This window comes from Nonomuraea insulae (assembly GCF_042656245.1).
On sequence record NZ_JBHSPA010000022.1, the window covers coordinates 265,150 to 278,446 of the forward strand.

Sequence of the window (13,297 nt, forward strand, 5' to 3'; positions counted from 1 at the left end):
ACAAGTTGCGTAAGGCGCTGGCCGCGGAGCACGCGGTGCTGTTCGCGTACGGGCTGCTCGGCGCCCGCACGTCGGGGAGGTTGCGCGAAAGGATCACCTTGGCCTTCGACGAGCACCGGGCCGGCCGTGACCAGTTGCGCGGGTACATCACGGCGCGGGGCGGCCGGCCCGTCGAGCCGGACGCGTCGTACGCGCTGCCGTTCTTCCCCTCCAACGCGACGCTGGCCGCCAAGCTGGCGGCGCACCTGGAGAACGGGGTGACGGCGGCCTACCTGGAGCTGGCCGCCGCCGATGAGGCGGCGCTGCGGCGCTATGCCGCGCTGGCCATGCAGGAGGCGGTCAGGCGCTCCTACCTCTTCCGCCCCGACCAGCCCGCGGCCTTCCCCGGCATGCCCGTGGCGGCGGCGGTGCCGTCGGCGACGCCCTCAGCGGTACAGAACGGAGAGTAGGTCGGGGCCGAGGCGTTCGATGGCGTCGGCGTCGAGCTGGTAGTAGACGACCGAGCCGCGCCGGTGGGTGTGCACGAGCTGGGCCTCCCTGAGCCTGCGCAGGTGCCTGGAGACCTGGGGCGCGGTCATGCCGAGCTGGTTGGCCAGCTCGGCGGTGGCGACGGGGTTGCGCAGGATCGCGTAGCACAGGCGCAGCCTGGTGGGGTCCTGGAGTGCGGCCAGGCGTCTCCTGGCCGTCTCCAGGGTGGGGGTGCCGGCGCCGTCGGCGCTGTACTGGATGACGACCGGGTAACCCGGATAGTGCTTGATCACGAAGTGCGGGCGGCCGTGCACGGTGGGGACGAGCAGGCAGGGGCGGCGCTCGTCCACGCGGGCGGTGGCGTTGTAGAGCTTGTCGAACACGATGTGCAACGGGCCGCCGGAGCCCTGCTCGGCGCCCCGCACGGCGCCGGCCGTCGGCAGGTCGGCCAGCGCCAGGGCGCCCTTCCTGCGCAGGTCGCGCTCGCGTAGCGCGCCGTCGCGGTCGAGGGCGCGGCGCAGCGCGGGCCATTCGGCGTCGAAGACTGCGGCGGCGAAGGCGGCCAGGAAGTCGAGCAGCTCGCCGCGCACACCCTCGGGGTCGGCGCGCAGCCGGGCGCCGATCTCCATGCGGCTGGAGGAGATCAGCCGCAGCCGCTGCACGGTCTCGTCGCTGAGCCGCGGCGCCAGCTCGGTGTCGTTCTTGCCGATCAGGGCCTGCACGGTCATGGCCACGAAGTCGCCGACGGGCAGTGCCGCCACCTCGCGCAGCTCCTCCTCCAGGGTGCGCCGAGGACCCGCGGACAGCGGCAGCAGGTAGCGGGCGCGGAAGGGGCCCCAGAGCGGCGCCAGGACGGCGGCCGTGGCCAGCAGCGCGGTGTCCAGCTCGGCGTGCGCCCTGGCCACCCAGCCGGCGCTGGCGGGATGGTGGCCCGGCTCGTCGAAGGCGTGCAGGCTGGCGCACAGCTCGGCCAGGGGTGACTGCTGAACGGCGACGGATCCGGTGGTGGGTGAGTCGAGGAGGAGCGTGACGGCCACCCTGCAGATTACCGCATTGGCGTCAATCTCCTTGTGCGGGCACCGGCGTTTGCGCAGGCTGTCGCCTCATGGCTGAGGCACTGCACGTGGTCAAGCACCCGACCGGCTTCTATTCGGCGGGAGCGACGACCGTCTTCGCGTCGAGATACGACCAGAGGTTCTCCTACTGTCTGTACGTGCCGTCCGCCCACGACCCGGACGGCGCGCCCCTGCCCCTGGCGGTGCTGCAGCACGGCACAGGGCGGCGCGGACCGCAGTATCGCGACAACTTCGCCGAGTGGGCCGAGGAGCAGGGCTGCCTGGTGCTGGCCCCCCTCTTCCCCGCCGGCATCGGGGACGACCCCGACGACCTGCACAACTTCAAGTTCCTCCGGTACGGCGACATCCGCTTCGACCTGGCCATGCTGGCCATCGTCGAGGAAGTGGGCGAGCGCTTCAACGTGGACACCGAGCGGTTCCTGCTGCACGGCTTCTCCGGCGGCGGGCAGTTCGTGCACCGGTTCGCCTACCTGCACCCCGACCGGCTCGCCGGATTGTCAATTGGCGCACCAGGGCGGATAACGTACATCGATCCGAGCAGCCCGTGGTGGATCGGACTGAAGGGGTTCGAGGAGGAGTTCGGCTGCGCTCCGAGGGTGGAGGAGCTGCGCGACGTGCCGGTGCAGATGATCGTGGGCAGCGCCGACGTGGAGACCTGGGAGATCAACAACCAGGGTGACTCCAACTGGATGGACGGCGCCGACGCCCACGGCGTGACGCGCGTGGAGCGGCTCAGGGCGCTGCGCGACAACTTCGAGGCCCACGGCATCGGCGTGCGGTTCGACGTCGTGCCGGGCGTGGGACACGAGCCGATGCGCGTGCTCGGGCCGGTCAAGGACTTCTTCGCATCGATTCTCACCCCCCAGGAGACATCATGAAGATCAAGCTGCTCGCCGCCGTCGCGGTGGCCGTGACGCTCAGCGGCTGCGCCGTGGGCGAGAGCGCCGACGCGGGCGGCGAGTATCCGAGCAAGTCGCTGTCGATCATGGCGCCGGGCAGCCCGGGCGGCGGCTGGGACACGCGGGCGCGGGGCATCGCCAGCGCGCTCAGCGAGTGCAAGGTGACCGACGCGGACGCCACGGTCACGAACGTGCCGGGCGCGGGCGGGACGATCGGGCTGGCCCAGTTCGCCAAGAAGCAGGGCGATCCTTACCAGCTCATGGTCATGGACAGCGTGACCATGCTGGGCGGCATCGTGAACAACAAGTCGCCGGTCGACCTGTCCACGCTGACGCCCGTGGCGGGGCTGAGCAGGGGGCCGAGCGCGATCGTGGTGGCCAAGAAGTCGCCGTACAAGGAGCTGAAGGCCCTGCTGGACGCCATGGAGGCCAAGCCGCACAGCGTCAAGTGGACGGGCGGCTCGCTCGGCGGACCCGGCCAGATGACGGTGGCGGGGCTGGCCAAGAGCCGCGGCGTCGCGGCCAAGGAGATCAACTTCGTGCCCACGGCCGGTGGCGGCGAGTCCATGAACCTGCTGCTCAGCGGCGCCGCCACGGTCGGCGTCGACACCGTGGCCGAGCTGCGGCCGCAGATCGAGGCGGGCGAGCTGCGGGTGCTGGCGGTGGACTCCGAGGAGCGCGTCACCGGCATCGACGCCCCGACGATGACGGAGCTGGGCATGGCCGGCGAGGCGGTCTCCACGCTGGCCGGCGTGCTGGCCCCGGCCGGGCTGTCGAAGGAGCAGCAGCAGGACGTGATCGGCCTGCTCGACAAGGTGCGTCAGTCGTCGTGCTGGAAGAAGGTCCTTGAGCGCAACAACTGGACCGAGGACTGGAAGCCGGGCGAGGAGTTCGGCAAGGTGCTGACCGAGCAGCGTACGCAGGTCACCGCCATCCTGGGCGAGCTGGGGCTAGGCACGTGACGCAGCGGATCGTCTCGCTCGGCTTCCTGGCGGCGGCCCTGGTGGTGCTGGCGCAGGCGTTCTCGATCCCGCAGGGCGACGCCTACCAGGCGGTGGGGCCGCGCGCGTTCCCGCTGCTGGTGGGGGCGGGGCTGGGCGTGGTGTCGGTGATCGGGGTCGTCCAGGCGTTCAGGTCCGGCCCGTCGCCCGCGGAAGAGACGCCCACAGAAGAGACGCACTCGGAGGAGACGCACTGGCCTTCTGTGCTGATGCTGCTGGGGGCGCTGCTGGCGTACGCGCTGCTCCTCGTCCCTGTCGGTTACTGGCAGGCCACCACGTTGTTCTTCGTGGCCGTGGCCAGGGTGCTGGGCAGCCGGCGGCTGGTGCGCGACGTGCTCGTGGGGCTGGTGCTGGCGCTGGCCACGTACTTCCTCTTCGACCGGCTCCTCGGCATCACGCTGCCGCCGGGCCTGATCAGATTGGCGTTCTGAGATGGACGTGCTGGGCAACCTGCTCGACGGGTTCGGCCACGCGCTGAGTCTGCAGAACCTGCTGCTGGCCGTGCTCGGGGTCACCGTCGGCACGCTCGTGGGCGTCCTGCCGGGGCTCGGTCCCGCCACGACGATCGCGTTGCTGCTGCCGCTGACGTTCGTGTTCGACCCGGTGGGGGCGTTCGTGATGTTCGCCGGGATCTACTACGGCGGCATGTACGGCGGTTCGACGACCGCGATCCTGCTGAACATCCCGGGCGAGACGGCCTCGATCCCGACGACGCTGGAGGGCTATCCGATGGCCCGGCGCGGCCGGGCGGGGGCGGCGCTGGCGACGGCGGCCATCGGCTCGTTCGTGGCCGGGACGATCTCCACGGTCGTCATCACCTTCCTCGCCCCCGGAATGTCGAGCATCGCCAAGCTCATCCAGCCCGCCGAGTACTTCTCGATCATGGTGCTCGCGTTCGTGACGGTGACCTCGCTCATGGGGGACTCGATCGTACGGGGGCTGTCGAGCCTCTTCCTCGGGCTGACCATCGGGATGGTCGGGATCGACCAGATGACCGGCCAGCCACGCTTCGCCTTCGGCGTGCCCGAGTTGTACGAGGGGCTGTCGGTGGTCGCGGTGGCGGTGGGGTTGTTCGCGGTCGCGGAGGCGATCTCCACGGCCGCCTCGCGGCACCGACCGGCGCAGGCTCCCGTCACGGTGGACGGGAAGATCGGGATGACGCGGGAGGACTGGCGGCGCTCGTGGAAGCCGTGGCTGCGCGGGACGTTGTTCGGGCTGCCGATCGGGTCGCTGCCCGCGGGCGGGGCCGAGTTGCCGACGTTCCTGAGCTACAACGTGGAGAAGCGGCTGTCGAAGCACCCGGAGGAGTTCGGCCAGGGTGCCATCGAGGGCGTGGCGGGGCCGGAGGCGGCCAACAACGCGGCGTTCTCCGGGGTGCTGGTGCCGCTGCTCACGCTGGGGATCCCGACCTCGGCCACGGCGAGCATGTTGCTGATCGCGTTCCAGATCTACAACGTGCAGCCAGGGCCGCAGCTGTTCGACCAGCAGCCGGTGCTGGTGTGGACCCTGATCGCCAGCCTCTACATCGGGAACGTGATGTTGCTGGTGCTGAACCTGCCGCTGATCCGGGTGTGGGTGAAGTTGCTGAGCGTCCCCGCCGCGCTGCTGACGGCGGCGATCCTGACGTTCGCGACGCTGGGGGTGTACTCGATCTCGCAGAGCGTCTTCGAGGTGCTGGTGGCCTACGGGTTCGGGCTCCTGGGATGGGTGATGCACCGGGCCCGGTATCCGGTGGCGCCGTTGATCCTGGGGGCGGTGCTGGGGCCGTTGATGGAGGTGCAGTTCCGGCGGGCGCTGGCCTTCAGCGAAGGGGATCCGTCGGTGTTCGTGACGCGGCCGGTGTCGCTGGTGATCCTGCTGGTGGCGGTGGCGTGCCTGGTGGGGCCCGTGTTCGTGAGGAAGCGGTCGAAGACGGCCCTGCCCGCCGCCTGAGCGCGGAGCCCTCCCACGGCGGGAGGGCTCCGTGCGGCAGGACTCAGGCCGAGGCGGCGGCGAGGATGAGGTCGGCGGCCTGCGCGAGGGGGATCTCCGACTTCTCGCCGGAGACGCGGTCGCGCAGCTCCACGACGCCCTGCGACAGCCCGCGCCCGACCACCACGATCGTCGGCAGCCCCAGCAGCTCCGCGTCCTTGAACTTCACTCCGGGCGACACCTGCGCCCGGTCGTCCACCAGGACCCGCAGCCCGCGCGACTCCAGCTCGGCCCCCAGTTGCAGAGCGGCCTCCACCTGGTTCTCCTTGCCGGTGCCGACGATGTGCACGTCGGCGGGGGCGACCTCGCGGGGCCAGACGAGCCCGAGCCGGTCGTGCGCCTGCTCGGCGATGACCGCCACCGCGCGGGACACCCCGATGCCGTAGGAGCCCATCGTGATGCGGATCGGCTTGCCGTCGGGGCCGAGCGCGTCGAGGCCGGCGACGTCGGCGTATTTGCGGCCGAGCTGGAAGATGTGGCCGATCTCGATGCCCCGGTCGATGGACAGCTCGGATCCGCAGCGGGGGCAGGAGTCGCCGGCGCGCACCTCCGCGGCCTCGATCGTGCCGTCAGGGGTGAAGTCGCGGCCCGCGACCACGTTGGCGGCGTGCTTGCCCGCCTCGTTGGCGCCGGTCACCCAGGACGTGCCCGTGACGACGCGGGGGTCGACGAGGTAGCGGATGCCGAGCTCGCGCAGGACCTGCGGGCCGATGTAGCCGCGCACGAGCCCGGGGTGCCTGGCGAAGTCGGCGGCCTCGAAGATGGCGGGCTCGCCGGGCGCCAGCGACGCCTCCAGGCGCTTGAAGTCCACCTCGCGGTCGCCGGGCACGCCGATGATCAGCGTCTCGACCTTGTCGGAGCCGGGCGTGGAGACCTTGACGACGACGTTCTTGAGCGTCTCGGCGGCGGTGATGGCCAGGCCGTGGTGCTCGTTGACGTAGGACACCAGCGTCTCGATGGTGGGAGTGCCGGGGGTGTCCATGACCCGCAGCGGCGCCGCTTCGTCCACGGGCCTGGCGGCGGGGGCGGTGGTGACGACGGCCTCGGCGTTGGCCGCGTAGCCGCACGAGCGGCAGGCCACGAACGTGTCCTCGCCGGTGGGCGTGGGCGCCAGGAACTCCTCGGAGGCCGAGCCGCCCATCGCGCCCGACTGCGCGAAGACGATCTTGTATTCGATGCCGAGGCGGTCGAAGGTCCTGATGTAGGTCTCGCGGTGCTGCTCGTAGGAGTGCTTGAGCCCGTCGTCGTCGAGGTCGAAGGAGTAGGAGTCCTTCATCAGGAATTCGCGGCCGCGCAGGATGCCCGCCCTGGGCCGCGCCTCGTCGCGGTATTTGGTCTGGATTTGGTAAAGGGTGACCGGATAGTCCTTGTAGGAGGAGTATTCGCCCTTGACCATGTCGGCGAAGAGTTCCTCGTGCGTGGGGCCGAGGAGATAGTCGGCGCCCTTGCGGTCCTGGAGCCGGAACAGCGTGTCGCCGTATTCGGTCCAGCGGCCGGTCGCCTCGTAGTATTCGCGGGGCAGCAGGGCGGGGAAGAGCACTTCCTGGCCGCCCATGCGGTTCATTTCCTCGCGGACGATCTTCGCGACGTTTTCCAGCACCATCTTCCCGAGGGGCAGCCAGGAGTAGATGCCGGGCGCGACGCGGCGTACGAAACCGGCGCGGACCAGGAGCTTGTGGCTCGGCACTTCCGCGTCTGCCGGGTCGTCCCGCAGGGTGCGAAGAAACAACGACGACATGCGCAGCAACACGGCTACTCCTTGGTGGAACCTGGATGTGAGGGACTACAGGCTATCGAGTCGGAGGAGCGCCGCGCGCGGCCTTATCGGCCGCGATCAATGACGATCAGACGGAGCCGATCAGATGGGGCCGATCAGACGGGGCCGATCAGACGGCCAGAGGAATCCAGCCCGCCACGAAGGCGGCCAGGCAGACCATGAACACTCCCGCGAACACCGCCGACACCGCCAGCGCGCGCACCCGGCCGCGCGCGTTCCTGCGCAGCGCGAACACCACCGCCACGGCCGCCAGCCCGACCACCAGCGCGGGGACCGGCCAGAACGACCGCTCGCTGTCGATGAACCCCGGGGTCGCCCGGTCCACCACGTCGGCGATCAGCGCCGCGCCGATCGCGCCCGCCGCCAGGTCGCCCCAGCCGTCGTCCCTGCGCGTGGTGTAGGCCAGCAACCCCAGCCCGACCAGCAGCGCGAGCGTCCAGTTGAGCCCCGCGGCGCTGCCGCCGATGAACTCGAAGGCGTCGTGGCCGCGCACCGCGCTCGCGCCCAGGGCCGCGACCAGCGTGGACACCGCCGCCAGGAACGTCGTCAGCAGCGCCCACCCGAAGCCCGACGCGCTGACGCCCACGGCCAAGGACAGGGCGAGATAGGCGTAGGGGTCGTAGATCTGCGTGATCCATCCGGGGCCGATGCCGGAAAAGAGCATGCCGATCAAACCGACGACCAGACCTCCGAGGAAGGCCGCCAGCAAATGGCGTTCGATGGCACGCTGACGCCGGTCGTATTCGGCGTAGTCGGCGTAGTCGATGGTGGTGTTGTTCATCTCCATTTCCCTGGTCAACCCCTCCCCTGAAACATCCGGGGAAGACCAGCTTCAGATTATGTGACCGTCCCAAAAAGGCAAATTTCGGTCATCCCTATGCCAAAACGAGCAACCGCTTGGTTATGGTGGCGGCGTGGCACTCGCCGATGACCTTCGCGCCGTCGTCCGTGACTATCTCGCCGACCGTCCCGGAGCGTCGTGGCAGGCGTTCGCGCGGGACGTGGGGATCGCGGGGCTGCTCGTGCCCGAGAAGTACGGCGGCGCCGGTTGCGGGCCGGTCGAATTGGCGGCCGTGGCGGAGGAACTGGGGCGGGTGTTGTCACCGCAGCCGTTCCTCCAGACGGCGGTGATGGCGGTCGAGGCGGCCCTGGCGTGCGGGGCGGGCGAGGTGGTGGAGGCGCTGGCCGGGGGCGCCACGACGGCGGCCGTGGTGTTGCCAGGAGACGGTGACCTCTCGCTGGAGGGGGATCGGCTCACGGGTGTCGTGCCGTACGCGCTGGAGGGGGAGCTGGTCCTCCTCTACGCGGGCGGGGTGCTGGTGGAGGCGGTGCCGGAGGAGCGGGTGGCGTACCGGACGATGGACGAGAGCCGGCCGCTGTGGCGGCTCGACTTCCGCGACACCCCCGTGCGGCGGTTCGGGGACGGCTCGGCGTGGGAGCGCGTGCGTGATCTCGGGATCGCGGCGCTGGCGGCCGAGCAGGCGGGCGGGGCGCGGCGGTGCCTGGAGATGGCGGTCGAGCACGCCAAGCTGCGGCACCAGTTCGGGCGGCCGATCGGGTCGTTCCAGGCGATCAAGCACAAGCTGGCCGATCTGCTCCTCCTGGTGGAGTCCGCGCGGTCGGCGGCGCTGGCGGCGGCCGGGGACCCGGTCTCGGCGGCGGTCGCGGGGTCGTACTGCACGGAGGCCTATCTGGCGGCGGCGGGCGAGAACATCCAGGTCCACGGGGGGATCGGGATCACGTGGGAACATCCCGCGCATCGCTACCTCAAGCGGGCCACCTCCGACGCCCAGCTTTTCGGCCCGCCGCAGAGCCATCGCGCCCGCCTGGCCGCGCACGTGCTCGGCGGCGGCTGAAGCGCCTCGGAGGAGGTCAGCCGCCGAGGAGCTCTTCCCACGGGTGGCGGGCGTTGGTGCGGCGGGTGGTGTCGAGGGCTTCGGCCAGGCGCCAGAACCCCGGGCGGGCGCGTACGGTGGCCCGGCCCATCGGGTCGATGGCGCGCAGCTCGAAGCGGACGCCCATCACGTCGAGCACCGCGCTGGCCCCGTCGCCCGGCCCGGCCTGGGTGACCAGGGAGCCGTCGTATTCGGGGTCGCGGACCTGGTCGGCGAGCAGGATGGCGACCTCGGACGCGTAAGGTCCGTCGCGCCACTCGATGTGCCAGCTGTGGTCGGCCCCGCGCCACCACGTCAGGTCGCGGCACGACTCGATGAAGTCGGCCTCGGTCGCCAGCGCGGCCATCACCCGGCCGAACGCCTCGTATCTGCGGGTGCTGGTGAGCGAGAGATCGTCGCCTTGGTCCGGAGACGTGCCGTTCTTCGGCCGCCGCAACGCGTGCTTTCGCTTCACGAACAACCACTCTGATCGCCGCCGCGCCCTTCCCGCAAGTCTTTGCCGCTGATACGCTCTACCAAGCGAGCGCTTGGTTCCCTATGAACGCCGGAGGCGCGATGACGTCCCTACGGATCAGCCTGGGGTACGAGCTGGAGGTCCGCGGGCGCACCCGTGAAGTGGAGCAGCAGGCGTTCCAGAACGTGATCGACCAGGTCGTGCTGGGCGACCGGCTGGGCTTCGAGGCCGCCTGGTTCGTGGAGCACCACTTCACCAGGGGCTTCTCCCACTCCTCCGCCCCCGACCTGGTCCTGGCCGCCATCTCCCAGCGCACCGAGCGCATCCGCCTCGGGCTCGGGGTGGTGCTGCTGCCGTTCCAGTCCCCCATCCGCACGGCCGAGCGCGTCGCCACGCTGGACGTGCTGAGCGGCGGCCGGGTGGACTTCGGCACGGGGCGCGGCGCCTCGCCGCTGGAGTATCAGGCGTTCCAGCGGCCCTTCGAGAAGTCGCGGCAGATCTGGTCGGACTCGCTCGACGCCACGCTGGACATCTGGCGGGCCGACGGCGAGCCGATCAGCCGGTCGAACGAGTTCTTCGAGATCCCCGACGTGGCCGTCTACCCGCGCCCGACGCAACGGCCCCACCCGCCGGTGTGGGTGGCCTCCACCTCTCTGGACGGCTATCTGGCCGCCGCCAGGAGCGGCTACAACCTGCTCGGCATGACCATGGTCAAGGGCATCGACGACGTGGCCGCCGACATCGCGCAATATCGGGAGTGTCTGGCCGAGCATGGCTTCGACCCGGCCGAACGGCGCGTCGCCCTCATGATCCCCTGGTACGTCGCCCCCACCCGCGAGGAGGCCAACGCCACGGCCGCCGACCCCGTCCTGTGGTACATCCGCCGCCAGGTCAACCTCGTCACCCCGCCCGACTACTACGACGCCCGCCACGCCACCCACCGCGTGCTGGGCCAGCTCGCGGCCGGGCTGCCGCCGGACGAGTCCATGGCCACGCTGCGCGAGCACCTGATGGTCGTGGTGGACGACGTGGAGGGGTCGCGCAAGGCGCTGGCCAGGATCGCCGAGGCGGGAGCGACGGATCTGATCATCCAGGCGCAGGTGGGCGGGCTGGCGCACGAGCAGGTGTGCGACTCCATCAAGCTCTTCATGACCGAGGTGGCACGCTGATGACGCAGGCCGGGCGCTGGCTGACCCGTGACGACCTCGGGGCCGCCGCGGGCTCCGCCACCGGGCTGCTGCTCGTCTCCCCCGATGTGTCGAGCGTCTTCCCGCTGGGCCCCGACGACCGTACGGCGGCACGAGAGCTGACCGGGGCGGCGCTGCGGGAGGCGGGGGTCGGCGAGCGCGACCGCGTCGTGGTGGCCCTCGCGGAACCGGCAGGGGCGCTGTGGGCGAGCGCGGCGGCGGACGTGGCGCGGGCGGCCGCCTGCGTGGGGCCGCGCGGCCGGCTGCGCCTGCACCACGCCCTGTCCGCACTGAAGGCCACCACGCTGGTCGCCACCCCGACGGGCGCGATGGACTTCCTGGCCCGCCTGCACCTGGAGTTCCTGCTCGACCCCCTGGACCTCGGGCTCACGAACATCGTCCTGACCGGCGAGATCGCCTCCAGGCGCACGATGGGGCACCTGGCGGCCGAGTTCGCGGCCACGGTGACGGAGGTGCTGGCCAGCCCGTTCGGCGGGGGTGCGCTGGCGTGGCGGACGGCCGAGGAGGATCCGCTCAAACCGCTCGTGGACGGCGTACTGGGGCTGGCGTCGCTGACCGCGGACGACGCCGCTGACCCCGCGGCCGGGCTCGCCGAGCTGGTCGTCACCCCGCACGCGCACTCGACGCTCGGCGACGCCGTGCTCAGGACCGGGCTGGTCGCCAGGACGACCGGCCCCGGCATCCCCGCGCCCGCGCACACGGTGGGCGAGCACGTGCTGGTCAGGGGCGTGTGGCTGGCGCTGCCGCGCATCGAGAAGGCGCTGTCGAAGATCGACGGCGTGGCGGGCTGGGAGCTGGCGGTCAGCCGTCAGGGAACGCTGGACACGGCGGCGCTGACGGTGCGGTTCGCCAGGGAGAGCCTGGTCGGCAACCCCATGTGGAAGGCGCGCATCGAGCAGTCCGTACGCGCGCTCACCCCCGTGTCGGTCACCGTGGAGATCGACCAGAAGATCGCCGAGACCCCCGCGCCCGGCACCGTGAACGACCTGCGCGGCCACCACCTCGGAAGGGACCGGACCCCGCGCACCTAGAAGGGGCAGCCGATGGGATCGATGCCGGACTGGGGAACGCTCCCCCGCATGCTCCGCGACCAGGCAGAACGGCATCCCGGCGACGTCGTGATCGCGGGGGGCCTGACGCTCGCCGGGCTGAGGTCCGCGGCGGCCGGGATCGCCCGCGGCCTCATCGCCCTCGGCGTGGCCCCCGGCGACCGGGTGGCGCTGTGGGGGGTGAACTCGGCGGACTGGGTGGTCAACGCGTTCGGGATCTGGGACGCGGGCGCGGTGCTCGTGCCGCTGTCGCCCCGGTACAAGGGCATCGAGGCGGCCCAGCTCATCGGGAAGACGGGCGCGCAGGTGCTGATCACCGGCGTGGGCCCGGCGGAGGCGCCGCTGGCGGGCCTGCGCCACGTCGTGGCGTCCGGGCTGGCCGCCCTGGGCGCGCGGGTGCCGGAGCGGGAGGCCGAGGACCGGGCGCTCGCCGTAGGGCCGGAGGATCTGAGCGAGATCATGTCCACCTCGGGCACCACCGGCACGCCCAAGGGCGTCATGCTCGACCACTCCCAGGTCCTGCGCGGCTACTGGGACTGGTCGGAGATCGTCACGCTGGACGAGCACGACCGCTATCCGGTGATCGCGCCGTTCAGTCACGGGTTCGGGCTGAACGCCGGGCTCGTGGCCTGTGTGTTGCGCCGGGCCACGATGGTGCCGATCCCGGTGTTCGCGCCGGACGCCCTGATGTCGCTGATCTCCTCGGAGCGGGTCACGATCCTGGCCGGTCCGCCGACGTTGTTCCACCGGGTGCTGGACGAGCTGGACCGGGGCTCCTGGGACGTGTCGTCGTTGCGGGTGGCCATCTGCGGGGCGGCGGCCGTGCCGGCGAGCCTGATCACGCGGCTGGTGGAGCGGGTCGGGCTGGAGCGCATGATCAACGCGTACGGGCTGATGGAGGGCACGGTCGTCTCCATGACCAGGGCCGGCGACCCGATCGAGGTGATCGCCCGCACCGCCGGCAGGCCCGTGCCGGGCATCGAGGTCATGGTCGTGGACGACGACGGCAAGCAGGTCGCGCCCGGCGAGCGCGGAGAGATCCTGCAACGTGGGTACGGCGTCATGCGCGGCTACTGGGACGAGCCCGCCAGGACGGCCGAGGTGATCGACGGGGACGGCTGGCTGCACACGGGCGACATCGGCGTGCTGGACGACGCGGGCAATCTCGCCATCGTGGACCGCAAGAAGGAGTTGTACATCGTCAACGGGTTCAACGTCTCCCCCGCCGAGGTCGAGGCGCTGCTGCTGCGGGAGGGCTCGCTGGCGCAGGCCGCGGTCGTCGGCGTGCCGGACCCGGTGTCGGGGGAGGCCGGGCTGGCGTACGTCGTCCCCAGGCCGGGCGTGCGGCCCGACCCCGAGGCGCTGCTGGCGTGGGCGCGCGCGAACATGGCGAACTACAAGGTGCCCAGGCGGATCTCGGTGCTGGACGCCCTTCCGACGAACGCCAACGGAAAGGTGGACAAGCTCGCGTTGCGCGGGACTACGGGCGGGTAGCGGAA

At 71.3% G+C, this 13,297-nt stretch carries 13 protein-coding genes; 9 read left to right on the top strand and 4 right to left on the bottom strand.

Annotated elements, in window-relative coordinates; translation table 11 throughout:
- Nucleotides 1-5: 5 nt before the first annotated feature.
- Complete coding sequence (locus ACFPZ3_RS17170) at nt 6-449, top strand: ferritin-like domain-containing protein (protein WP_379515103.1); 444 nt, start codon at nt 6-8, stop codon at nt 447-449.
- Here ACFPZ3_RS17170 and ACFPZ3_RS17175 read toward each other — a convergent pair.
- Nucleotides 426-1,505 carry an ArsR/SmtB family transcription factor gene (locus ACFPZ3_RS17175; protein ID WP_379515104.1) on the bottom strand — a complete coding sequence of 360 codons (1,080 nt, stop codon included), beginning with the start codon at nt 1,503-1,505 and terminating at the stop codon, nt 426-428. The two genes, ACFPZ3_RS17170 and ACFPZ3_RS17175, sit on opposite strands and share 24 nt — an antisense overlap.
- A gap of 68 nt (nt 1,506-1,573) precedes the next feature.
- Between ACFPZ3_RS17175 and ACFPZ3_RS17180 the strand changes: the two genes are divergently transcribed.
- Genes ACFPZ3_RS17180 through ACFPZ3_RS17195 form a run of 4 tightly spaced genes read left to right on the top strand, consistent with a single transcriptional unit; the run spans nt 1,574 to nt 5,376 of the window.
- Complete coding sequence (locus ACFPZ3_RS17180; RefSeq protein WP_379515105.1) at nt 1,574-2,422, top strand: alpha/beta hydrolase family protein; 849 nt, start codon at nt 1,574-1,576, stop codon at nt 2,420-2,422.
- Nucleotides 2,419-3,405 carry a Bug family tripartite tricarboxylate transporter substrate binding protein gene (locus ACFPZ3_RS17185; RefSeq protein ID WP_379515106.1) on the top strand — a complete coding sequence of 329 codons (987 nt, stop codon included), beginning with the start codon at nt 2,419-2,421 and terminating at the stop codon, nt 3,403-3,405. Before ACFPZ3_RS17180 ends, ACFPZ3_RS17185 begins: the two co-directional genes overlap by 4 nt.
- On the top strand, nt 3,402-3,875 hold the full coding sequence (locus ACFPZ3_RS17190) for a tripartite tricarboxylate transporter TctB family protein (protein ID WP_379515107.1): 474 nt from the start codon (nt 3,402-3,404) through the stop codon (nt 3,873-3,875). The genes ACFPZ3_RS17185 and ACFPZ3_RS17190 overlap by 4 nt, the downstream gene beginning before the upstream one ends.
- Before the next feature lies 1 nt (nt 3,876).
- Nucleotides 3,877-5,376: a tripartite tricarboxylate transporter permease gene (locus ACFPZ3_RS17195; protein WP_379515108.1), complete on the top strand. Its 1,500-nt coding sequence runs from the start codon at nt 3,877-3,879 to the stop codon at nt 5,374-5,376.
- 43 nt (nt 5,377-5,419) lie between these two features.
- On the opposite strand, the gene ACFPZ3_RS17200 is transcribed toward ACFPZ3_RS17195, so the two are convergent.
- The gene (locus tag ACFPZ3_RS17200; protein WP_379515109.1) at nt 5,420-7,165 is read right to left on the bottom strand and encodes a proline--tRNA ligase; all 1,746 of its coding nucleotides are present in this window, start codon (nt 7,163-7,165) and stop codon (nt 5,420-5,422) included.
- A 136-nt stretch (nt 7,166-7,301) separates the two neighbouring features.
- Complete coding sequence (locus ACFPZ3_RS17205) at nt 7,302-7,973, bottom strand: hypothetical protein (protein ID WP_379515110.1); 672 nt, start codon at nt 7,971-7,973, stop codon at nt 7,302-7,304.
- A gap of 133 nt (nt 7,974-8,106) precedes the next feature.
- Here ACFPZ3_RS17205 and ACFPZ3_RS17210 point away from each other — a divergent pair, with 133 nt between their 5' ends.
- Complete coding sequence (locus tag ACFPZ3_RS17210) at nt 8,107-9,048, top strand: acyl-CoA dehydrogenase family protein (RefSeq protein ID WP_379515111.1); 942 nt, start codon at nt 8,107-8,109, stop codon at nt 9,046-9,048.
- A gap of 16 nt (nt 9,049-9,064) precedes the next feature.
- Here the strand turns inward: ACFPZ3_RS17210 and ACFPZ3_RS17215 are convergent, their stop codons facing one another.
- Nucleotides 9,065-9,541, bottom strand: coding sequence for a hypothetical protein (locus tag ACFPZ3_RS17215; RefSeq protein ID WP_379515112.1), 477 nt, complete (start codon nt 9,539-9,541; stop codon nt 9,065-9,067).
- Between the two features lie 101 nt (nt 9,542-9,642).
- Here ACFPZ3_RS17215 and ACFPZ3_RS17220 point away from each other — a divergent pair, with 101 nt between their 5' ends.
- The 3 genes from ACFPZ3_RS17220 to ACFPZ3_RS17230 are packed head-to-tail and all read left to right on the top strand — an operon-like array spanning nt 9,643 to nt 13,292.
- Nucleotides 9,643-10,710 carry an LLM class flavin-dependent oxidoreductase gene (locus ACFPZ3_RS17220; RefSeq protein ID WP_379515113.1) on the top strand — a complete coding sequence of 356 codons (1,068 nt, stop codon included), beginning with the start codon at nt 9,643-9,645 and terminating at the stop codon, nt 10,708-10,710.
- A complete protein-coding gene (locus ACFPZ3_RS17225) occupies nt 10,710-11,780 on the top strand; it encodes a phenylacetate--CoA ligase family protein (RefSeq protein ID WP_379515114.1) in 1,071 nt (356 codons plus the stop codon). The genes ACFPZ3_RS17220 and ACFPZ3_RS17225 overlap by 1 nt, the downstream gene beginning before the upstream one ends.
- A 12-nt stretch (nt 11,781-11,792) precedes the next feature.
- Nucleotides 11,793-13,292, top strand: a complete 1,500-nt coding sequence (locus ACFPZ3_RS17230) for an AMP-binding protein (protein WP_379515115.1) — start codon at nt 11,793-11,795, stop codon at nt 13,290-13,292.
- Nucleotides 13,293-13,297: the final 5 nt, after the last annotated feature.